Source organism: Dyadobacter sp. SG02 (genome assembly GCF_900109045.1).
Lineage (GTDB): Bacteria > Bacteroidota > Bacteroidia > Cytophagales > Spirosomataceae > Dyadobacter.
Genome location: NZ_FNYL01000002.1, coordinates 816,846 through 840,628, shown reverse-complemented (window position 1 = coordinate 840,628; position 23,783 = coordinate 816,846). Strand labels below are relative to the sequence as shown.

The window sequence follows — 23,783 nt, the reverse complement described above, 5'->3', positions numbered from 1 at the left end:
GAGTGAAGATTTGCATTAATAGCCCGGGTTTTGTTCGAGCTTATTGTTGGAAGCCTGAATTTCGGTGCGTGGGATCGGCAGCCAGTATTGCTTGTCGGCAAAACTGCGGCCGGTAAGCGCCTCCTTCCGGGTGTAGGTAAACGCGCTACCGCTCTTGCCGATTTCAATACCATAAGCAGGTACATTCTCGGTCGTGGTCGCGATTTTCCAGCGGCGCACGTCATAGAACCGGTGCTCCTCGAATGCCAGCTCAACCCTGCGCTCGTTGCGGATACGCTCGCGCATCTGCGCCTGTGTGAGGCCCGCAGGCAATGCGGGCATACCCACGCCCGTGCGCTGGCGGATCGCATTCACGGCCGCGTACACGCTCGCATCCGGACCGGAAGCTTCGTTTTGCGCTTCGGCATAGTTCAGCAATATTTCAGCATAGCGGAAGTAAATCCAGGTTTGCGTACCAGCCACATCCCATGGGTTGTCGATGGGCAGGTTATCATTCATGAATTTTTTGAGATAATAACCCGTCTTCGATGTATTCCAGTTGGAAGGACCGTCTTTGCTATCCTTGCCGCCCGGCGTGAACGTCTCCACGGTACTGCCACGGTAGGCTGCGCCATTGTAAAGAATGGTGGCGTAAAAACGTGGATCGCGGTTTTTGTACGGGTTCTTCGCGTCGTAGCTGGTGTTGGTATCGGTAATGCGCGTACCGTCCATCATTTCGTAATCGTCCACGAGGTTTTGCGTCGGCACGTTACCGCCCCATGCATTGTAGCCGTTCGGGCCGTTCGAAATTTCCAGGCACACGTGGCGGGCGCCTACCGCGTACAGGCGGCCGAAAATGATCTCCTGGTTGTCGGTAGTAGTGAAAAGGCTGCCGTAACCGCCGGTGTAGAGGTTGTATTTATTCAAATCCATCACCGCTTTCGCAGCCGCCGCGGCTTGCTGCCAGGTGCCAGCATTGTAAAGCGGACTGGCCGCGTACAATGCCAGGCGTGACTTCAATGCCAATGCAGCACCCTTGGTAGCACGGCCGAGTTTCCAGGTATTATTGTCATTTGAAGCCGGCAGCAATGTAGCCGCTTCGTCCAATTGCGCGATTGCGTAGTCGAGACCTGCTTTGATTTCGGCCCGCTGGAAAAGTTCGGGGCTTGTCAGATCATCGCTTACTTCATAAACTTTATCACCCAGCAACACCACTTTACCATAGTTACGCAGCAAATCATGGTAGCGGAATGCGCGGATGAACTGCAATTCTCCTTTCAAGCGGCTGCGGCGGCCGGCGCTCATCGGCACGGCGTCGATATTGGCCAATGCATAATTGATCTCGCGAATGCTCCGGTAGCTCCGGCCCCAGAATGTACCCGCGATACCGGTATTCTCCGGTGCGATTTGCCCCCGCTGGATCAGCCAAGTATTATCATCGTTGTTGTAAATGGATTCATCGGTAACCGACGACCACAATGCATATTCGAAACCACGGCCAAAGCCCGGCAATGTGCCCTCCGCTTCCTTGTCGGTCAGGCGTACGCCCATGTAGCGGTTGGTAACATATGCTTCGAAAAGTACGGAATCGGAGAGGATGGAAGCATCGGATACCCGGTCGGTGGGAACGACGTCCAGGAGGTCCTGGTCGCAGGCAGACAGCGAAAGCATCATTGCCGCGGCCAGGGCTGGTAATGTGAAGCTCTTTATTTTCATGTTAATCATGATTTCCATTAAAATTTGATATTGAGGCCCAGGTTCAGAATGCGCTGCTGCGGATAGAACTGGCCGCTGGTGCTGTTACCTTCCGGATCGTAATCCTTCACGCCGGTAATGGTAAACAGGTTGAATGCGCTTGCGTAAATGCGGAGCGACGAAATTTTCAGCCTCGTCAATGCGTCCTTAGGCAGCGTGTAACCCAGCTCCACGTTTTTCAAACGAACGAACGACGAGTTGTTCAACCAGAAATTATTGGCATACAAACCACCGTTGATCGAAGAGGAAGCACGGGTATCCACACGCGGGAACGAACCATCGGTATTGCCCGGGCTCCAACGGTTGTCGGCCCAGCTGCTGTAAAAGTTACCCACCTGGCCCGATTCAGGCAGTACATACTGGCTCACCATGCCTTGTCCGGAGAACACCAATGCCAGATCGAATGCATCGTAACCCGCATTGAATGTCAGACCGTAGGTCAGCAAAGGCACATTGCCATATTTGCTCCTTACCTGGTCGTCGGCGGTGATCTTGCCGTCCTTGTTATAATCTTCGAGGATCAGGTCGCCCGGCTGCGCGCCTTGTACGTGCGGGTACGCGTCCAGATCCGCCTGCGAGCGGAAAATCCCGAGCGTGTTGTACAAGAGGTTGGTATACAACGGCCCGCCGGTCTGGCGCTGGTAATCCAACGCTCCCGGTGCTTCGTCGATGAAAATCACCTTGCTTTTGGCATAGGTAATGTTTCCTGAAATGTTGTAACGGAACTTGCCATTGTGGTTGTAGCCCAATGTCGCTTCCACCCCGGTGTTGTTCACTTTTCCAAGGTTTTCGTCCGGTACCAACGGAGTGTTGTCATTAGTTTTGTAAGGGTTCACGATACCGGAAGTATTTGGAATAGAAGCATTTCTCGAAGCAAGGATATCCGATCTTTTCTGATTGAAATAGATCACTTCGATATTGAAGTTTTTCAGGAATACCGCATTCAAACCGATATCCAGTTTCTTGGAAGTTTCCCAGGTAATGTTCGGGTTGGCGAGCTTGGTAAGGTCGATGCCGGACGATATCACGTTGTTGCCCAGCACATACTGGTTCACGAACGAATAGTTGTTGTAGAACTGGAATTGACCTACATTATCATTACCCAATGTTCCATAGGAAGCTCTGAATTTCAGGTCGTCGATGAAATTGACGCTGTTTTTAAACCACTCTTCCTCCGAAATACGGTAACCTGCTGAAACCGAGGGGAAGAAGCCGTATTGCTTGCCTTTCGGGAACACCGACGAACCGTCCACACGCGCCTGTACTTCGGCGAGGTATTTCTCATTGTAGTTGTATGCCAAACGGCCGATGTAGCTCCGGCGGGTGAAATTATAGCTGCTACCCGAGTTGTTCTTGTCGGTCGCCGCCGCGCCGCCCTGCGAAAGTTCCGGTGTGGAAGTAGTCGGGAAATTGATCCGTGATGCACCGAAAGTGGCCTCGTTACGCTTGTTCTGCTCGTAGGCAACGAATGCATTCACATTGTGTTTGCCAAACGTTTTGAGGTAGTTCAGACGAAGGTTTTGCGTGATATTGGTGATATTCACCTGCGATTGGTTCAGCGAAGCCGCACCAGCCGAACCACCTGTCACTACGCCTGTATACGCACCGGAATTCTTGTCGTAATTGTAAAGCGTGTAAGGCGTGCTGAACGACTTCGAGAAGTTGAACGATTTATCCACCGAATAGAACCCATCTACCGAAAGGCCATCCACAAACGGCAGATTGTAGCTCGCGCGCAGGATTCCGTTGAATACCGACGTCGGGTTACTGGTTGTTCCGCCCATGTTCGTGCCTAGCACCACCGGGTTCTGGTTCTCTACGCCGGTCGAATAGTAGCCGTTCGGATATTGCGCGATCACCGTTGGATAAGCCCGGTAAATCGAACGGAAGGTATTTCCTGCCGACGAAATAGGGAACGCGCGGTTCTCCTGGCGGCCCGAAAGTCCCAGGCTCACTTTGAAATCCTTCGTCACATTGGCGTCGATATTAGAGCGGAAATTGTACTGCTTGTATTTCGTAGCGCCGTTTTTGTACAACCCATCCTGGTAAATCGTCCCCAGCGACACGTAATATTTAACATTATCCGTACCGCCGTTGATCGCCAGGTTATGCTGGTTCTGCAATGCGAAATTTTTGAGGGTTTCCTTTTGCCAATTGGTGTTCGGGTAGTTCAATGGGTCGGAACCGTTGCGGAACTTCTCGATTTCTTCCGCCGAATAATGCTGGTTCATCCCGCCCGACGGATTGTTATAATAATCGATCTCGTTCATGATCGTCGCATACGTAGGCGCATCGGCGAGCTTGGGCAGGCGTGTAGGCGACGAAAACCCCTGGTTGAAGCTGTAAGAAATGACCGGCTTGCCCGTGGTACCGCGTTTGGTCGTCACGAGGATCACCCCGTTTGCTGCCCGGCTTCCGTAAACCGCCGCCGAAGCGTCTTTCAGGATCGAAATGCTCTCGATATCGTTCGGGTCGAGGCGGTCGAGGCCCCCTACCTGGCCGGGAATACCGTCCACGACGATCAGCACGTCGTTGTTACCGGTCGTGGCGAAGCCGCGCACCGTGTAGCTCGAACCGTCGTAACCCGGCTCACCGCCCCGGTTGTTGGCCACGAAGCCCGAAAAACGGCCTGCGAGCGAGTTGGAGAGGTTAGGCTGCGGACTTTTCACAATGTCGGCACCTTTCACTTCCGAAACCGAGCCGGTCAACGTGGCCTTTTTCTGCGTACCATAACCCACAACTACGATTTCGTCCAGCGTTTTATCGTTCGGAGCCAGCTTCACGTCCAGTTGAGAACGGTTACCGATCACGATTTCCTGGTTCACATAACCGATGTAGGTAAACACCAGCGTCCCGCTGCCGTCCGGCAGATTCAACGAATACTTGCCGTCCACGTCGGTCGTCGTACCGGTGGAAGTACCTTTCAGGATCACGCTCGCGCCGGGGAGGCCTTCGCCCGTTTCGGCAGTGACGGTTCCTTTTACGTTAAAAGAGGTTTGTGCGAACGCTGAAAGCGCGGTCAGTACAATGAGCAACGCCATACAGGTCGTGCGCAAAGTCGCCCGGAGTGCCATGCCAAGATGTGCGCCGGTAGCCAGGCTAACAGTTTGCATGGCCGCCCGGAGAGCTGGCCTATTGGTCGGCCGGGCGTCCTGGTAAAAAGTTTTTTTCATACAGCAGTAAAAGTTGAATAATTGGATGCGGATCAGTTCACGGGAGCGGCCGGCAGATAATCTTGATTTAATCATAAACCCAAGAACCCGGCGCCGCTTTTATAAATTGATCAATCAAAAGTAGGACTATTTCAACCCGGCCATAGGGGGACATTTTCGCATTAAAGAGGGGGTGAATTCACAAAAAATGCCCGATTCTGTTGGAATCAGGCATGAAAAGCTGGGGATACTCCAATAAACCGGCGGGTTACACGGATTTTTTGCGGAAAAGGTCCTTGTCGATCGTGCGCTGCTCGTGGAAGGGCTTTCTGAATTTCTTCACATAATCCGAAGGCTTCATGCCGAACAGTTTCTGGAAATGCTCGCGGAAATAGCGGATGTCGTTAATGCCGACACTGAATGCCGTTTCGCTGATCGTGATGTCGGTCGTGATGAGCAACTGGGCCGCCTTGCGCAGACGGATGAACCGCACAAAGCTCGTCGCCGACTGCCCCGAAATGGATTTGATGCGGTTGTAAAGCGTAGAATGGCTCATGCCGATCTCCGAAGCCAGTACTTTGACATTGAAACCGGGATCGGTAATGTGGTTTTCGACAATGCGGATACATTCCGTGAGAAACTCCTTGTATTCGGCCGAAATCTTGAAATCGCTCGTTTGGAGGGTGATTTCGTTGTAGAAATACCGCTGCAAATCGTTTCGGTTACGGAGGATCGATGCTACCCGCGCCACGAGAATGTCTTTATCGAACGGCTTGCCGATATAATCGTCGGCCCCGCCCTCGATCCCTTTCAGGCGCACATCCTGCGAGGTACTCGCCGTCAGCAGGATCACCGGAATGTGGCTGAGTGCCATATCGAGCTTCATTTGGCGGCACAATTCGATGCCGGAAGTACCGCCCATCATCACATCGCTGACCACAATGTCGGGCAAATGCTTCCGCACCAGTTCCAGCCCCTCCTCCCCGCTTCCGGCTTCGAACATTTTGTACTTTCCCGCGAAAATAGTCCCGAGATAATGCCTGATCTCCGGATCATCGTCCACCACCAGCATGGTATGGCTCTCGGTCGAAGGCTCCTTCATATCCAGCAGCTCGCTCTGCCAATCAGGCAATGCGGGGGCTTTCATAGGCATTGCCCCGTCCGATAGCTCTTCCAGCAGTACCGAATCACGCATTTCACCACTGCGCACATGGGAAACAAGTTCAGGGTGGCTTTTCCAAAGCCGGATATGAAATGAGGTCCCACGGTCCAGCTCGGATTCGTACCGCAACTGCCCGAAATGGTTTTCTACAAATGTTTTGGTTAAATACAGGCCAATTCCAAAGCCGCCTTTGGCCGCAAACCGGCGGTCGGCATACTGGTGGAAGACCTTGAAAATATCGTCACCCGCGTCAGCCGGAATGCCCGGCCCGGTATCACGCACCACAATCTCCACCTGCTCACCGAAATCAGCCACCCGCACATTTACAGTACCATGCTCGGGGGTGAATTTTAATGCATTGGAGATGAGGTTAAAAATCGCTATTTCAATCTTTTCCCAATCACAAACCACTTCCAGCTCGGTTTCGGGAAGTTTTAGCTCGTAGTGAATATGTTTCTGCTCGGCCTGATGCAGGAAGCATTGGAATACCTCGGTAACCAATTGCGGGAGGTTATGAGCAGCCGGTTTGAGCTGGTCGGTCTGCTGGTCGGCCTTGCGGAAGAGGAGCAGCTGGTCGACGAGGCTCAGGAGGCGCTTGGCATTGCGGTAGATGATATGCATGCTCGCCACAGCTGCTGGGGCCGTCGTCCCGACGGCGCTTCCCGATGTAGCCAATGTCTCGTTGGCACCTTGCATCATCTCTCTTATCGGATTGATAATCAGCGTAAGCGGCGTGCGGAACTCGTGGGAAACGTTCGTAAAAAACGACAGCTTCTTCTCGTTCAGCTCCATTTGCTGGCGCGTCTCCATGTGCGCGAGCTGCACCTCGTACTTCATCTTTTCCCGCCCCAGCTTGTATTGCTGGTAATAATAGAGGACCAGCCCGATGGTCAGAATGTACAGGAAGTAAGCCCACCAGCTCTGGTACCAGGGCGGCATCACGCGAATCGGCAGCGAGGCATAATCCTCAAACCAGATACCGTCCTGGTTCGCGACTTTCACCTTAAACTCATAATTTCCCGACGGAAGGTAACGGTAAGTAGCCGAACGTTCATTCTCGACATAGTTCCAGTCCTTATCCAGCCCTTCGAGCATATACGCGTAGCGCGTGAGTTCCGGGTACGCATAGTTCAATGCGGTGTAATCGATCGAAAAAACCGGCTGGTCGGGCCGGATGGAAAACCGCCGGGCCTTGCCGAGGTATTCGAAAAGCGAAATCGCCTCATTTTCCTTGTCTTTGCCAAATATCCGGAGGCCGCTGATCATCACTTTGGGCTGGTACCGCGACGCCTCCACCTGTTTCGGATCGAAGAGGTTCCAGCCCTCGGTGCCTCCAAAGCTCATCAGGCCGCTTTTGGCATTGAACAAGGTAGAACCGGGATTAAATTGCCCTCCTTGCAGCCCCTGGCTAATGTCAAAATTTTCGATCGAGCCCGTCTTCCCATCGATCCGCGACAGACCTTTATTGGTACTGATCCAAACTTTGTCCAGGCTCTCCGGCTGGATCGCATTGATCACATTACTGGCCAAACCGCGTTTTTCATCAAAAAAGCGCACTTTTTTCGCCCGGGTATCGAACAACAACAACCCATTACCTTCCGACCCTATCCAGAGCCGGTCGAGGCTATCCATATATAGCGAGAAAACAATCCTGTTCGACAAATAGGGCTCCCTACCCGCTGCGTTGAACCAGGAAACAAACCGCAACGTGCGGGTATTGAGGTAGTTGAGCCCACCGCCGTAGGTGCCGATCCAGAGATTACCATATTTATCTTCCGTAATCGCGCGGACGTCGTTGGCATTGATGGTGCTGTTGGAAGGGATGAAGTTGCGGAACCGGCCCGTCTTTTCGTCGAGCAGGCTCAACCCTCCCCCGTTGGTCCCGACCCAGATATTACGGCGGCGATCCTGGTAAATGACGCGCACATCGTTCCTGCCCAGCGAATGCGGGTCGTCGGGGTCATGTCCGAAGCGTTTGAAACTATCCGTAGCCGGATCGTACCGCACCAGGCCTTTGGAATAGGTCCCAAACCACAGGCCGTCCTGCCGGTCGCGGTGAGCGGCGATGACGGCGCCGTCGGGCAACCGACCGGGCAGGCTGGAAGCGGCGTAATGCTTCAACACTTCGCCCGACGCAGTGGTTTTGTAAATACCGTCGCCATCCGTACCGATCCAGAGGTTACCGTCCTTGTCGGCACACATGCCGTAGTAGCGCAAATAGCTTTCTGCGCGGGAATCGATGCTTTTCTGTTCAAACTTTCTGAATTTCTCGGGAATAGCGCTGATCAGGTAGGTCCCCTCGCCATACGTCCCCAGCCACACATTGCGGTCCTTATCGATGTAAAGCGACTGCACCGAGCGCTGCGTAATGCCCTTGTTGTCCTTGTCGCGCACCTGCTCGAAAACAAATGCATCCGGCCGCTTTGCTGCAATTTGCGACAATGCCAGCCGGTAAACGCCGCCGTCCTGCACGCCGATCAACAGGTTTTGCTGGTGGTCTTCGATCAGGGAAAGATAGATGTCGCTATGATGGAACGTATCGATATGGAGATCATAAAACCGGTTTTCGCTTCTTTTAAAAAGGATCAATCCTCTCGACGAAGCGATCCATACATTGCGCAAATGGTCTTCATATATAGCGTTAATGCGCGCCTGGGGCATATTCTTCCGATCCATCTCCACTTTCACCAGCTTTCCGGAACGGTCATTTTTCCAAACCTCGATCCCGCTGTCACGCGAGCCGAACCAGAGCATTCCCTGCGAATCTTCGAAGATATTCAGAATGGAATTGGTGAATAAACCCGGCAATGTTTGCTGGCTGTAATGGGTGAATTGATGGGTTTTGATATGGAATGAGGCAAACCCCGACCCGTTCAGCGCGAGCCAGAGCCGGTCGCCCTGTCCCTGGCTGATGTCGCTCACATCGTTCCCGGCGCCACTTTTGTTTTGAAATGGCTTGTACCGGTTGAAGCGCTGGCTGGCAGGCACGAACTCGCCGATCCCGTCGCGCGAGGAAACCCAGATTGTGCCGTTTTTATCGCGAAGAATGGATTTGACATAATTACCCGGCAAACTCTGCGGGTCGTTGCGGTCGTATTTGAAGTTTTTGAATGCCGTACCGTCGAACCGGCTCACGCCATCGCCGGTCGCAAACCACATCAGGCCGTCGTTATCCTGCACAATGCTGTTAACGACACCAAACGACAATCCTTCGCGGATCGAGTAGCGAAGCACCCGCCCGGCAGCATCGTCGGGATGACCGGTAGATGCGCCAGCGGCCAGGGCGCCAACAGCTAACGTCCTCCCGATTACACAGCATAGCAAGGCTGTTAACAAATTTGAAAATATGCGTTTCATCACCCGCATAACCCACTTTTCTGACATATTTCCGAAACGAAGTAATTCTTAACCACCTGCTTTCGCGAAAGCGGAACTTCAAAGATAAATCAAAAAAATCCGGGAACCGGAATCACTTGGGCAACATGCCGTCAGCGGGCCGTCAGCACATATTCTTTTCCCGCCTCGGTCGCCAGGTCAAATGCAAGCCTGCCGCTTACCAGGGCTGCGCCCGCCGCAGAATAGGCACGCTTGTAAAATGGATTCGGATTGTCATGGGCCGCCTGGCTGATACTAAACTTGCCCGCCGGCTTCATGTTGTTAGGAATGCCTATGCGGCAGTTTCCACCTGCGGCCGAACGGATTCTCAGAGTTGTTACCTGACCTTTCACCCAGGTAATGTCCACCTCGAAACCACCTCTGGCCCGCAAACCTTTCACTTCGCCGCTCATCCATTCAGCCGGAATAGCGGGCAGGATGTTCAGCAAGCCATCGTGACTTTGCACGAGCATTTCCGTAATGCCCGACGTCCCTCCGAAATTCCCGTCGATCTGGAATGGCGGGTGGGCGTCCAGCAAATTGGGATAAGTACCGCCCCCGTTGGCATAGTTCGTTCCTTCCACACCGGTCAGTTTCAGCTGTTCGCGGATCAGTTTGTAAGCGTGGTCACCATCGAGCAGCCGCGCCCATACGTTGATCTTCCATCCCTTGCTCCATCCGGTACCGCCGTCCCCCCGCAGCTCCATCGTCTTGCGCGCTGCCTCCGCATACACGGGTGTGTATACGGGCGAGATCTGCCGTCCCGGGAACAACCCGAACAAATGTGAAATGTGGCGGTGCTCGGGTTCGGCCTCGGCCCAATCCTTGTACCACTCTTGCAGGTTACCTTTTTTGCCTACCTGCATGGGGAATAGTTTTTCGCGTTTTCTGAGAAGCAAGTTGCGGAATTCGGCGTCGGTACCCAGGCGCTCCGATGCCTGGATGAGGTTTGTGAAAAGGTCCCAGATAATGGCCATGTCCATGGTAGTAGCCACCGAAACCGAACCTTTGTAGCCTTTTTCATCAATAAATATATTCTCCGGCGTGGTCGACGGGGCAGTTACGAGCCTGCCCTGCTTGTCCTCCACCAGCCAGTCGAGGCAGAACATCGCCGCCGATTTCATCAATGGATAGGCTGTTTTATCCAAAAATTCCTTGTTACCGGTAAACTGGTAATGCTCCCACAAATGCTGGCAGAGCCACGCGCCACCCATTGGCCAGTTGGCCCAGGACGGGCTTCCGCTGACGGGATTAGCTGTTGCCCAGATATCGGAATTGTGGTGCACCACCCAACCTTTGGCGTGATAGTAATTTCGCGCGGCTTCGGTGCCTGTCACCGCCATCCGGCCAATCAGGTCCAGAAGCGGGGTATGGAGCTCCGACAGATTTGCCGTTTCCACCATCCAGTAATTCATCTGGGTGTTGATATTAGTAGTAAAATTGCAGCTCCAAGGCGGCCTCACCTGGTGGTTCCATATTCCCTGAAGGTTGGCGGGAATGCCGCCCGGTCTCGAACTGGAAATGAGCAGGTAACGGCCAAACTGAAAATACAATGCTTCCAGCGCCGGGTCTTTTGCCCCCTCCGCGTAATTTTTCAATCGCTCGTCCAGGGGCTTGTCCGGCACCGGATTACCATTGATTACCAGACTTGTGCGGTTAAAAAGTTGATAATAATCAGCCAAATGCGCGCTTTTCAGCTCATCGAATCGCCTGGTTTGAGATTTTGCAAGATATGCTGCCGCAAGCGCCCGCTCGTCTTTGCCTTCCTTGTCGGGGCATTTGTCGTAGCCATTAAAACTCGTCGCGGCAGAGAGCAGCAACACCGCTTCCGTCGCATTGCGTATATGAATGCCCGTGCTATCGGTCGTAACCTGCCCGTCGGTATTGCTTACCTTCAACCGCACATCAAAACGCATTCCCTTGCATCGCGAAGGGTCATTGTAAACCACCGGGATCTCCATCGTTTGCATATAGCTTGGGTCGGTATGCGACGGCGCTTGTCCGTGCATAGCCAGCTCATCCTTCGCCAGTGCCTCGTTGCGGTAAACCAGCGGGCTGCTCATTCCGGCGGTAAAATTCAACGCGCCGTTCTTGCCCGCTTTCAATTTCAACACCATTACCTGGTCGGGAACGGAAACGAATACCTCCCGCGTGAACGCCACACCATCGACTGTAAACGAGGTCGTGGAAACCGCATCGGAGATATCGAGTTCGCGGCGATAGGCCGAAACCGTGCCCGGTATTTCCTGCCTGATCACCAGATCGCCCAGTGGTTCGTACGATTCGGTGAACGGCCCCTGTATCTTTTTTGTCAGTTCCTCCGCCAGCTTGTAGTCCTCATTTTCCAGCGCCTTTCTTACGTCTGCGAGGTATTGGAATGCATTCGGATTGGCATTATTGTTCACCGGCCCGCCCGACCACAATGTTTCCTCGTTCAACTGGATCAGTTCCTCATTCACTCTCCCGAACACCATCGCCCCGATTCTCCCGTTCCCAACCGGCAAGGCCTCGTTCCAGTTGCGGGCGGGTTGCTTGTACCAGAGTTTAAGCCCCTGCTGGGCTGCGGTTTCGGCGGGTTTACAGATTAATGAAAGCAACACAAAGCCGCCCAGCGCGGTAATGCGGAATAATCGGACCATAAAGCGTTGTTTCTATTTAAAAGATACATTGAGTTTCTGCATTGACTGGTTGCGCATGAACTCTACTTCGCCATGGCCCATCCAGTTGATTTCCTGAAAAACATCCGTCAGTTCGGCAATATTACCAATTTCGCGCTGATTAAGCACCCGGATCACGTCGCCCGGCTTCATGCCTGCATGTGCGAGAATGCTGTTTTCGGGCGCCGCTTCTACTACCACACCCTTTTCATCGGGCAATCCGTAAGCCGAGCGATCGCCCAGGCCATTCACATTCCGTAGCTTGCCACCGAGCCAGGCCATTTCGGCCACAGCCTTCCCGTCAGCCGCTTTTTTGATTACCGGAAGCGGTATCGGCGCTGCCTTGCTTTTCAATTCAGGTGAAACGACGCCGAACTGATCCATCGGGAAATTCACAAACCCCATTTCCAACGCAGGACTGCCCGGTTTCACCCGGTAATCGCCCTTGGCGGCATTCTCGAACATCGGGTCGCCGGCGAGGCTATGCGCGTCCGTACCATTCTGGCGGGCCTTTTCTAGCGACTGCTGATCGGGGAAAAGGTTATAATCCACTTCCCTGCCCCACTCATTCACGCGAATGGGTGCATAAGGCTTGGTGACAATGTTTTTCCGGAACACATCCCCGCTTTTCGCGAACCATACGTGCGGGTGAAAAGAGTTGTTGACCATGATATTATTTTCAACAATACGCTGAAAACCCTCCCGCAGCTTCAAACCTCCATTCAGACATAAATTATTATAAATGTGATAGTTGGAACTACCGTCATCGAGATCGATGTCCCAACCGTGGTCGCAGCGGAAACGGTTATTGCGGATGACGACCGTCTTGCCCGCGTCGAGGAGGATCAACTCGGGGTGTGCGGCGGCGAGGCTGTCCATTCGCTCGCGCACCGGATGCCAAAACCGGTCGCGGCCCCAGGAATTGAGCGAGCCGTGATCGCCCGTTTCGAGCACCGTGTCAAATACATCGTTGAATTCGATTACATGGCCTCCCCACGTACCCTCGCTCACATTAACGCCCGCGCGGGGAATATTGTAAATGGTGTTGTGGCTCACGGTAATATCCATACTCATCGAAATCTCCACGCCGGCAATCTGCTTCTCCACGCGCCCGAGGCCGTGCATGAGGTTATCGTACACCCTGCATTGGGCCGGGTAATCGTCGGTTTTCGGGCCGGGCACCTTATCCATTTGATCATAAGCCACCGACTGATTGTATTCAAAGCTTGGCGAACGCACCGCGCCGGGGTCGCCTACAAAGCATACCGCACTGGCACCGGTTTCCTCGAAATGGCAACCGGATACCTCACCGCCCCGGTTATAATTACTGAAAAACACCCCGTTTCCGCCGACCGCGTTGAAATGGCATTTCCGGATGGCACAATGCTCCGTGCCTTCGAGCAATACGGCGCCACCCCGGTAAATAGCCCAGTCGCTGCGGAGCAACGGTTCTTTGGTTTCCATGAAAGTGCGCAGGGTATGGGCCAGTTCGAAGCCTTCGATATGAATGTTACGAACGGGCTTTTGAGCAGAGCCGCGGAATTCGAACAAATGCCTGATTTGCGGCGTCAGCACCTCGCGGGCATCCCCTGGCGCATACACGTAAAGCGTGCGCGAACCGGCATCGTAATACCATTCGTCCGGTGCATCCAGCTCTTCAGGCAGGTTTTCAATGAATCGGTATTTGTCGTGCATACCCATCTGGCGGTTGTTCTGGTAACCGCCTTCGAGAGCGAGCGTGGTGTCGCTGGTTTTGCCGGTAACGCGGTAGTGGTAATCGCCCCATTCGTGCTTGTGCATCGCGTGGATGAATGCGCCGTCGGGCTTTTTCCAGGATTTGATTTTAGCGGCAGAAAGCACATCGGCCGAGTAACCTCCGAAATGGCTCGCATTCGGGTCGAAATTCGGATAACGGGCCATGTGCAGCTTTTTGCCCCCCACAAAAAGCTGATCGAAAATATATTCGCCGTTAATAGCGGCCTTTTTAACATTCCCTTTGTATTCCAGCCACTTAACCGGAATAATTGCTGCCCCGCTGACGGTTACTTTTTCGCCCGGATAGGGTTTGTAGGTCAATACCTGCCCCTCCCCGCGCGAATCCTCCGGCCCGAAAATGACCGGTTTGGAAAGGTAATAAGTACCTCCCCGCAGCAATACGGTCACTGCACCCCGCATTCCTCTCACCTTATTACGGGCCGCTTCGAGGGTCGCCAGCGGTTTTTCCCTGGAACCGGGGTTTCGGTCATTACCTTTTGGCGAAATGTAAATATCAGCCGCAGTCAATGAGTTTGTAAACGCCATGCAAACAGCGCATAATACAATCGTTATCAGCCCTTTAATTTTTTTATTCATAACTAAAAAACACCGAAACTGTCAGTACCGGCCAATACTTCCTTCTGAATTAATATAAATTGCTATTTCAATGTACGGATATAGGACAACAAATCGGCCACCTGCCGGTCAGAGTAAGTATCTATAAGTCCTTTGATCATAAATGACCGGCCACCAAGTGCGCCCTGACTTTTGATCTGGTCTGAGGGAATAAAGGTCTTTGCCCCGCCCATGAAAGCGAGCGTGGTACCGCGCTTGTCCTGGCTCACGAGGTAGCCTTCAAAATTCGTCCCGTCCTTTTGAGTCACGCGGTACACCGTGTAGCCGCTTTCGACGGCCGCATCGGGATCGAGAATGGCCGTCAGCAATGCTTCGGTCTCCCGGTTCGCCGAGCCATCGAGCGACGGCGCGATGTTCTGTCCCTTGCCTCCTACCTGATGGCAGTTCAGGCAGGTTTGGAATAACGCCCTTCCCGCTTCCTGGTCGCCTTTTTGCTGTGCGGCCACGGTCATGTATTTGTGTAACCTCGTTTTAAATGCTTTTTTCTTCTCCGTTTCCACGGATTTTGCTCTACTCAGCAGGCCCGTCGTTTCCGGGTTCCGCCGAACGGCTACCAGCCTTTCGGCAGTCGGCACGTCCAGGGAGCTTCCGTTGAGTTGTTTATTTTTAATGAGGTACATCAAAAGATCGGCGCCAGCTGGTGAGGACGGCAGCATTTTTACTAACTCGCCTTTTTCAACGACATCCAGCCCGGGTACCCACTTTTCCGCAGCCAGTCGCGCTGCCGTTGGCTCGGCCTTTGCCAGCGCCAGCAATGCCGTCGTCCGTACATCAAACCCGTAGCTGGCATTATTCACTGTTTTAACCAATGCATTCTTTCCTAAAACCGGGTCCGCATCGATCGCACGCAACGCCAGTTTCACGGAAGCCGCCGGCATATCGCGGTCCAGGACGGCCAGCACCTGCCCCACCGAATTACGCATCCCAAACCTGCCCACCGCATCCAGACCAAGATCGATCTCCGCCTGATCATCGCTCTTCAAAAGCCGCGATACCGGCGCAGTCAGCAGGCGATTTAACTCGGTCGACTGCACTTGCGCCTGGTTCCGGATCGCGAAACGAACATATTCCGTCGCCTGTGGTGTCTCAAAAGCCGGCTTCATCATCGCTGCGATATTTTTATTGGACAGCATCGCGGCCATGCTGATAAAGGTAGGCTCATCGAGTTTTTCGATGTGTGCTTCGGGCCAGAAACGAATGAACGCCGCATCGCGATCGTTTTTGGGCAATGCCTGTGTCGCCCATAGCAGGTTTTCGACGGGTACTCCGGCCACATCCGGCCCGGAAATGAAACGGTTCAATGCCATCGAATGCTTTTCCAGGGCCATTCGTGCGAGAAACCTTTCAAAACGCCGCTCATAAGGCCCGCCCAGCATATCACCCGGTAGCTCGGGCTTGCAGGCAGCGACCAGCAGGGCAATACCGTTGACGTCCAGTTCCGCCGCCTCACCCAGCGTGCGCAATACCTGCGAACGCACCTGATGGTCCGGGTCACCTGCCGAAACCTTCACAAGCGTTGCGATTTGGGTACCATTCAATTTAAAACCGGTTAATGACCGAACAGCCTCGCGCCGGACATTATCGTGCGGGTCGGCCAGCATGCTGCTTATCAATGCCGCATCGTAATACTGCAAACTTTCGAGGCACCAGAGTGCGTGTATCCTGGTCGCATCGTCGGCAGCGCGGTCGGCTGCAATGGCGGTAATGCCCGAAATGAGCGCGGTCGTTTCCGCTTTTGGCCGGTCGGCGATCTGGTGCCAGGCGGCCCGCTTCGCCCAAAGCGACGGTGAGCGCAGGTATTCCGGCAACCGGGAAACCTGCATTCTGTAAAAATCGGGAATGTCCCTCGGTTGCTGACTCACGTGACGTATCCGCCAAATGCGGCCGCGGGTCTTGTCACGGTCGGGGTGCGTGGTGGGCAGCTCGTTATGCGAGACGATCTTGTTGTACCAATCCGCGATATACAGGCAGCCGTCCGGCCCGAACTCCATATTCACCGGCCTGAACCAGTCGTCGTCGGAGGTAAGCAAATCGGGCAAATGCGTGGCAGAAACGGTACCATCGCCATTCCTGACAATTTTCACGGCATTAATGGTGCTCGTAATCGGGTTCGCAAGAAACGCGACATCCCGAAACGCCTCCGGAAACGAGCCCGAGGCGTCATCCGCAAACGCCGTCCCCGAAATACCCGTACCACCCACCCGGAATGAATGCAAAGCGGGCATAAACGGCTGGTAAGACCTCAATTTTTCATTTCCTGGGCCGGGAAATGCCGTCCCTGGTTCCATCGGCACCACGGAATAGCCGAGGTCATTCGCTTCCGAACCGTACCATTGCCCGTTCCCCCGCAGCTGAAAGCCCCAGATGTTGTTCAACCCCGCATTTACCAGCTCCATTTTCCGGCCGTCGGGCGTGAAACGGGCTATTTTACTAAAATCGATTTTCAAACTATCCCCGCTCACCAGCGACCTCACGCGCCCCTTGTTTAACGCGCCGTGGCTGAAATGGATCCAGTTCCCCGGCGCCCGCACGAGCACGTGCGCCATCGTGTGCGAGTCGGTGAACCCGAAACCCGTGAAAAGCGGCACGCGCCGGTCGGCCTTGCCATCGTAGTCGGTGTCATCCATAAAAAACAGCTCCGATCCCTGGGCGATATACGCGCCGTTGCGGTACGGCAGGACGCTCATCGGGATCGTCAGGCCATCGGCCCAAACGGTAGGCTTCACTTTTCCATTTCCGTAAATATTCGAAAGGACGATAACCTTGTCGGTACCCCTGGTTTCGCCTTTGTAAAGCCGCAGGACCCGTTTGAAATTGGGATGGTTACGCTGGGCCTTTTCATCGTCCATGAGTTTGAGGAGATCTTCCCATTGAATGTCCGAAATCGGGTCGAGCGGGTACATTCTGGCCGTCTGCGTCCAAAGCCTGCCCGCATCATCGAAAGTAATATCAATGGGCTTGAAAACGCTATCCCGCTCACTGGCAACCAGTTCGACCACAAACCCTTCCGGCACATGAAACCCGGCCAATTCCTGCTCGGGCGTATTGGCGCCGGTGCGCACGGAATGCGTTTTATCCTGCGCTAAGGCGGGTGCAATACTCGTAGCAACAACAATGCAAAGCACAACAAAGGAATGTCTGACAGCGATCATAAAGAGCGGGGTTTGATGATCCGGGTTTTCCGTGACTTAGATTTATCAAAGCAAACTATGCGCTGTTATCTACCGTAAACGGCAACTCATTGGTACCAGCCGATCAATAAATGAGTAAATAAGGATTCCCGCCAGCAGCCTTATACCAGTTACACGTCGATTAAAAAAAGTAGTTACCCTTCAAAACTATCATCAACCGGTATTATGAACGAAACCCTAATCTTCTTAGAGCAGCGAGTCTTCTGCCAATCATTCATGGGCAGGCGAAAAATCCGACTACGCGCTCTGGTTTATCACCACAGACGACATTTCGACCATGCTTAATGACAATGAGCATTATATCGTTGAACTAAGATTGGTATGCAAGCATGAACTTACTGGTTTGGGCAGTGTATTTGTCAGAACATACTCAAAACATGATATCAAGGAAGGTATTTTCAAATCGGGGAATACGTTTGAAATTGTGGACTAAAATCTGTAACATTACGTAACTTTTAGACCACCACGGTAAAACGAAAGCAGCTATGAAACCTGACATTATTGTAATGTAAGCCATTAAGGCAAGAAAAAGGCATCTCATTCGGGATGCCTTTTTCTTGCCTGTCTTTCGTACACTACTACGCTGATTACCAGCCCATGTAGTACGTATTGCTTAGCCAATCCGGCCGCAGGAGGTGGAAATGCGATTCCAGCATTTTTTCGGCCTCGCAAAATGCCCCTTCCACCCAACCTTGCTGATCGGAATAGGCCTCTCCAACGACATAAATGTTCTCGTCCCCATCCGGCTTACGCATGTAGGGCATCACATTCCAAACCGCCACGCCGGCTTTCCAGGCATGGTACCCGGCGCCGAACGGGTCGTCGGACCAGTCGCGGAAATAGGTCACGTATGGTTCCGGGATTTCCACTTCGGCGCCATGCAGTTCGCGCAATTGGTTCATGATTTCATTCACCATCAACTGCGTCGCCTGCTCTCTTTCAAGCGCTTTCAGCTCCGCAAGCGAGGCCGATTCCGCCGCGCTCACTTTGAAAAGTACTGTATCATCCGAAAGCGCTTTCCAGAATGTTTCGGTTTCCATATCGCCGTAGCTACCGAGGAGCATCGAGTTATCATTGCTCGGATCGGTGCCGAAATAGTAGCATTGGCGCATCGGCAGGTCGGTAATGGAGTGCCCGGAGTCGATGCCCAGCTTTTTCCACCATGGCTCGCGGAAGCCCATCAGGATTTTGAATGCAGGCTCCATGATCACCGAGCGGATGTTGCGGTCGAGAACGGTGTTTTCGTTGGAATTGAAAAAGAAATTCTGCTGATCGAGCAGTTCGAGCGACTTCCGCGGCATACCGAGGATAATGTGGTTGGCATAGGCATGCCAGATCTGATTGGTCGGGATATTCAGGAACGTGAGCTCGTAGCGGTATTGGTCGCGCTGGTCGTGGCCTTTCGAGAAGGTCAGCAGCTTGTTTTCCGACCAGATACACGCGCCCGGAATGCCCATATACTGGTTCGCGAGCGCGTACGCAATGCTGTCGTAACCTTCCTCTATCGTTTTGTACGTCACATCCGCCGAGAAATCGCCTACCATGTAAGGAAATGCTTCCGCCGCATTCCAGTTGATCGTGTTGGAATAATAACCACCCGCATTCGCCACAAAATTGTAACCTTCCTGCGAAACCTGATCCTTAATAAGGTTCCAGAAACCGAGGTCGTTCACCTTGCGACCGTCGTAAGGCGATCCGGGGAAATGGTAAGTAAGCCCGGGTTTCACCTGGTCCCAATCTTCGCTGGTCAGTTTGAATTCGTAGTCATAATCCCCGTTCTTGATGGCCAGGCCAGGGAAGTTGCTTACGTACCAGGGATCGGCCACGAGCACGTCGTAAATGATCTTGTTGAAAAGCTGGTCGGAGCTGAAACCAATGTCGTCGTCGTTGAGATAGTAGCGGGTTACCAGTTTTTCGCCATTGTCCTGTGCCACATTCCAGGCATTTTGCTTGAAACGTTCCTTGCGCAGGTAAAAAAGCAGGTCGGCCGGGTTACCCATCGGGAATGGAATGGGTGTCATGTGGTCTTTGAGCACGGGGGTACGCTTGCTGAGGTCCTTTTCGGTAAGCGGGTAACCTTCGATGAGCGTGGTCACGATCTCCTGCGACGTGAGATAGCGCATACCGCCCAGTTCGCCCCAGAAATCCATCCCTGGCAGAATCACCGATTCGAGGCGGCCGCCGAGGCGCTCGCTCATATCGAAGATCTGCACCTGATCGCCGGTGTATTTGCCGACGTCGGTAAGGCGGTAGGCACTGTACAGGCCCGATGTTCCGGCACCGATGATCGCAACTTCTGTCCCGAGTCCGGGCTTCATCCCATTGTTTAGTGGCGTGTTTTTGTTCATGTTGATGGTTTTTAAATTGCTTTGAAATAATTGTAACCCAGCTTGAATGGCGAGATATCGAAAGTAGAATGGCCGTCTAGCGCCATTTCAGTCAGTATTTTGCCTAAAAACGGCGTAAACTTGGCGGCCCAGCCGGTGGCGTACACGACGATATTTTCATGATTGGGCACATAAGGCGGCGCAAAATCGATCAGCAGCTCCTTGTTCGCGATCTTGCTGAGCGCAATGAGGCAGGTAGACGTAAAATAGGGCGTCGGGTCGAGGCCTGTCATGTGGTCGCGTACCCATTCGGACGTATACGCGAGCTCCTGCGGGTTGGGCACGAGCGTGCGCTGCTCGGGGCTATCAAGCGGGTCGATCACAAAGTCCGGTGCCACGCGAATGTACTCCGGATGGTCCCATACCACGCCCGGAAAGCCATAAAACTGGTTCCCGTTCGAGCCGATCGCGTTCTGGAACACGAACCAGGTTGGGTACTGAATCGAAGGATCGGTCTTTTTGAAATAACACGAAGACATATTCCAATAAGTAGCCGCGACCTTAAACCCGAGCAGATTGATCACGCTGTCCACGTACGGCCCCGGTACCAGCACCAGTTTTTCAGTGGTAAAAACCCCTTTCGGAGTAGTTACATTGAACAACTTGCCGTCCTGCGCAATGTCCGTCACCGGCGATTCTTCGTGCAGGGTCGTGTACGGGTCGCGCTCGCAGGCCTGATAGAGCGTTTCGATGGTTGCGCGGAAATCGATACTCGCGCCGTCGGCCTGGAAAAGGCCGGTGTAGGTGTCTGGTAAATTGCGGAAATGATACTTCGCTTCGATTTCCTTGGCCGTCAGGCTTGTGTAAGGCACATTCAACGCTTTGAGCGCCTGCTCCGCCTCGGCGATATTGCCTTCGGTGGAATGCACGGCCGGGTCACCGAACCACAGCGTACCCACTTTATCGAGCAATGTCTTGGGCGTCAGGGTTTGCAGCTCGTCCCAGTACGGCTGCGCGTCCAGCGCCATTTGCACCATATATTCCTCGGGGTACGGAATGCGGTACTGCCGCGAAACGCCCGCCGAGCTGCCGAGCTGGTTTTTGAAGTTGAATTGCTCCAAAACCAGCGTTTTTGCTTTTCTTTTTCCCAGATGGTAGCCGGTGGAGAGGCCGATCGCCCCTCCCCCAACCACGATCACATCGAAATGATGATCTGCCGGTTGCGCCATAATATCTTATTTATCGTGAAGGTTTTAAAATTGCTTATTGTTTCACCAGGGTATTGATATTCACGTGCGGCCATTGAATGAGCTTCGCGGGATCGTGGAACTGCGGAATGAATTCAATGATTGAAGTCTGCGAATATTGCAGTTGCAGGAACGAGCCGCCCGTGTTGGGGTTCTTCACAGTTTCGATCCAGAAAGTCGCCTCGAAGCTGGTCGTATTGGCGTTCTGAACGATGAACGGGATGTTGGTGATACCACCTTTATTGGCCGTGCTGACCGAAATGTTGGTCGAAGAAGTGATGGTCTGTCCCGCAATCGCGTCCCTCAGCGTGGCATTCGGGTTCACTTTGTTGAAACCATCCATGGGCGTAAGATACGGGTCCGTATAGCCCAGCGGCTTGGAACCGGGACCGGTAATCGGTAATGTACTGATGTCCGGGATGTTAGGCGCACCCGGCGTCACCGACGACCCACCCAATGCCAGCAGCGAATCCCCGTGCGGCACCGAAGCCTGGCGTGCAATGCTGAACTCGTCCGGGCAATCCTGCAACAGCAGCCAGGTACCGTTTTCGGCGTGGAGCAAGCTGCCGTCGATATTGCTGTGAATGGAAAGGTGGTACAGCAAAGTAGGCACCTGCTGAACGGTGTGCGTTCCGCGGTTGGGCGTGGGCGTACTCAATGGCGTCACCGTGAATGTTTCAGTGTAGGGCTGCACCAGCAGCTGGAAACCGCCCTTCTGGTTGGGCACCGCCACGAGGTTCCATCCTTTTCGGCCGACCCAGGTACCGATCAGGTCGGTCAGCGGACCGAACATCGATACGGTTTCATCCGGCGAACCGCCTAAGCGAGTGGTTTGGGGGGCATTGCTAGTAACTTTTAACATGGTGATATGATTGTTTAAGTGAAAAAAGAGAATGAGTACCGGGTACACACGGCCTGCCAATCCGATCGTTACCAACCTGCCACACCGCCCCCGATCCGGATCTCACCATGTCGTTTTATAGAACTAGTTTTATATTTTTGACAAACTAGGTCAAATAAGTTGTAACCAAACCAATACTACTTTTGAACTTATTTAACGGTCGAAGATTTTTTTGCGTGGGCGATCCAGCGATCTGCAATCTGTGGTCAGGGGTTGTCAGATATGGTCAGGAGTAGTTAAGGGTGGTGAGGTGTTGGCATTTCGGCGGTCCACGAAAATTCCCCACCTTACATTATGTCCTACAAAAGGAATTATTAGCTTTGCATTCAAATCCCTTTGAGGCCGGGACCTTCCGGCCATTGTATATGAGTGACCTGAAAAACGATATCCAGCCTTTGGAGGCTTCCACGATGACCGACATGGTCGAATTGCGACTGCGCGAGTATTTGAAGCGGAAATCTTTCGTACCCGGAGACGCATTGCCCAAGGAACAGGAACTGGCCGATGCGCTGGGCGTGAGCCGCAATGTCGTACGCGAGGCGCTCAGCCGCTTACGCATGCTCGGGATGATCGAATCGCGCAAAAAACGCGGGATGGTGCTCACCCAGCCGGATATCCTCGGCTCGCTCGAACGCGTGCTCGACCCGCTGATCCTTGGCAAAAACACATTGAGGGACATTTTCGAACTTCGACTGGTGCTGGAAATGGGCCTGGCCGACCTCATCTACCTCCGTAAAACCCCGGAAGACATTGCCGCGCTGGAAACGATTGTTGCCCAGGAGGTCAACAAGCATCAGAAACCCTTCCGTGTGGAGCACGAAATCGCCTTCCACGGCAAGCTCTATCAGATGACCGGCAACGATACCTACATGCGTTTCCAGAAAATGCTGCTGCCGGTATTCGAATACGTGCTCGATTATGAAATCCAGGTCAACGGCCAGGCCGAGGTCGGGAAAGTGACCCATCACGACCTGGTTGAAATACTGAAAACCGGCGACGCCGAAGATTTCCGCCGCGGTATGAAAGCCCATTTAAAACCCCATTTCGACCGGTTGAAAGCCTGAACCGTTCGCCCGTGGCCCCGCGCAACCGTTTTGGGTGATGCGTTAGAATTGTTGTCACATGCCTAAGGGCATTTTGCTACCAATATTACATCGCTAACGCGATTTGGCGGTAGTGCGTGTTGATGTTATAGAAACCAAAATATTGCTATGCGATTTTAATGAGGACTTACGATCGTCGATATTTGTTAAAAACCGCAAATGCCGTCAGGCATGTAACATTGGTAGAAACCAATGACCACCCGCCGCTTCGGAAATGCCCTTGGGCATGTAACGACAATGCATTGTTTGCCAATGTTGTTACATCCCTGACGGGATTCTTAAAATTGATGCATTGCCGAGATTGCTACCGATGTTACATCGCTGACGCGATTTGGCGAAAGCGCGTATCATCGTCATAGACGCCAAATATTGCGATGCGATTTAAATGAGGACTTACCTGACCATCGATATTTGATTGAAACTGCAAATGCCGTCAGGCATGTAGTATTGGTAGCAAAAATGGCCGCCAGAACAACCCGGGAAATCCCGTCAGGGATGGAACAACAATTGAATAGCGCCACTGGTTAACCGCCTGTCAACAGA

10 protein-coding genes are annotated in these 23,783 nt (G+C 53.2%); 1 reads left to right on the top strand and 9 read right to left on the bottom strand.

Annotated features, from left to right (window positions below; translation table 11 throughout):
* Positions 1–15 precede the first annotated feature (15 nt).
* The 9 genes from BMW93_RS06920 to BMW93_RS06880 form a co-directional block, all read right to left on the bottom strand.
* On the bottom strand, positions 16–1,695 hold the full coding sequence (locus BMW93_RS06920) for a RagB/SusD family nutrient uptake outer membrane protein (protein WP_177194032.1): 1,680 nt from the start codon (positions 1,693–1,695) through the stop codon (positions 16–18).
* Positions 1,696–1,712: 17 nt separating this feature from the next.
* Complete coding sequence (locus tag BMW93_RS06915; RefSeq protein WP_090374450.1) at positions 1,713–4,907, bottom strand: TonB-dependent receptor; 3,195 nt, start codon at positions 4,905–4,907, stop codon at positions 1,713–1,715.
* Between the two features lie 247 nt (positions 4,908–5,154).
* On the bottom strand, positions 5,155–9,372 hold the full coding sequence (locus BMW93_RS06910; RefSeq protein WP_229240232.1) for a two-component regulator propeller domain-containing protein: 4,218 nt from the start codon (positions 9,370–9,372) through the stop codon (positions 5,155–5,157).
* A 164-nt stretch (positions 9,373–9,536) separates the two neighbouring features.
* Positions 9,537–12,062, bottom strand: a complete 2,526-nt coding sequence (locus BMW93_RS06905) for a glycosyl hydrolase family 95 catalytic domain-containing protein (RefSeq protein ID WP_090374448.1) — start codon at positions 12,060–12,062, stop codon at positions 9,537–9,539.
* A gap of 12 nt (positions 12,063–12,074) precedes the next feature.
* Positions 12,075–14,381, bottom strand: coding sequence for a PDZ domain-containing protein (locus tag BMW93_RS06900; RefSeq protein ID WP_090374447.1), 2,307 nt, complete (start codon positions 14,379–14,381; stop codon positions 12,075–12,077).
* A gap of 113 nt (positions 14,382–14,494) precedes the next feature.
* The gene (locus BMW93_RS06895) at positions 14,495–17,623 is read right to left on the bottom strand and encodes a PVC-type heme-binding CxxCH protein (protein ID WP_090374446.1); all 3,129 of its coding nucleotides are present in this window, start codon (positions 17,621–17,623) and stop codon (positions 14,495–14,497) included.
* A 626-nt stretch (positions 17,624–18,249) separates the two neighbouring features.
* On the bottom strand, positions 18,250–20,010 hold the full coding sequence (locus BMW93_RS06890) for an FAD-dependent oxidoreductase (protein WP_090374445.1): 1,761 nt from the start codon (positions 20,008–20,010) through the stop codon (positions 18,250–18,252).
* A gap of 11 nt (positions 20,011–20,021) precedes the next feature.
* Positions 20,022–21,218, bottom strand: a complete 1,197-nt coding sequence (locus tag BMW93_RS06885; RefSeq protein ID WP_090374444.1) for an FAD-dependent oxidoreductase — start codon at positions 21,216–21,218, stop codon at positions 20,022–20,024.
* 34 nt (positions 21,219–21,252) lie between these two features.
* Complete coding sequence (locus tag BMW93_RS06880) at positions 21,253–22,098, bottom strand: heme-binding protein (protein WP_229240230.1); 846 nt, start codon at positions 22,096–22,098, stop codon at positions 21,253–21,255.
* Between the two features lie 404 nt (positions 22,099–22,502).
* Between BMW93_RS06880 and BMW93_RS06875 the strand changes: the two genes are divergently transcribed.
* Positions 22,503–23,201, top strand: a complete 699-nt coding sequence (locus BMW93_RS06875; RefSeq protein ID WP_090374442.1) for a FadR/GntR family transcriptional regulator — start codon at positions 22,503–22,505, stop codon at positions 23,199–23,201.
* The last annotated feature ends 582 nt before the right edge of the window (positions 23,202–23,783 follow it).

What these genes read in the sequence shown, in the direction of transcription:
- BMW93_RS06920 (WP_177194032.1), bottom strand. Translation starts at nt 1,695, where the DNA reads ATGAAAATAAAGAGCTTCACATTACCAGCCCTGGCCGCGGCAATGATG.
- BMW93_RS06915 (WP_090374450.1), bottom strand. Translation starts at nt 4,907, where the DNA reads ATGAAAAAAACTTTTTACCAGGACGCCCGGCCGACCAATAGGCCAGCT.
- BMW93_RS06905 (WP_090374448.1), bottom strand. Translation starts at nt 12,062, where the DNA reads ATGGTCCGATTATTCCGCATTACCGCGCTGGGCGGCTTTGTGTTGCTT.
- BMW93_RS06900 (WP_090374447.1), bottom strand. Translation starts at nt 14,381, where the DNA reads ATGGCGTTTACAAACTCATTGACTGCGGCTGATATTTACATTTCGCCA.
- BMW93_RS06895 (WP_090374446.1), bottom strand. Translation starts at nt 17,623, where the DNA reads ATGATCGCTGTCAGACATTCCTTTGTTGTGCTTTGCATTGTTGTTGCT.
- BMW93_RS06890 (WP_090374445.1), bottom strand. Translation starts at nt 20,010, where the DNA reads ATGAACAAAAACACGCCACTAAACAATGGGATGAAGCCCGGACTCGGG.
- BMW93_RS06885 (WP_090374444.1), bottom strand. Translation starts at nt 21,218, where the DNA reads ATGGCGCAACCGGCAGATCATCATTTCGATGTGATCGTGGTTGGGGGA.
- BMW93_RS06880 (WP_229240230.1), bottom strand. Translation starts at nt 22,098, where the DNA reads ATGTTAAAAGTTACTAGCAATGCCCCCCAAACCACTCGCTTAGGCGGT.
- BMW93_RS06875 (WP_090374442.1), top strand. Translation starts at nt 22,503, where the DNA reads ATGAGTGACCTGAAAAACGATATCCAGCCTTTGGAGGCTTCCACGATG.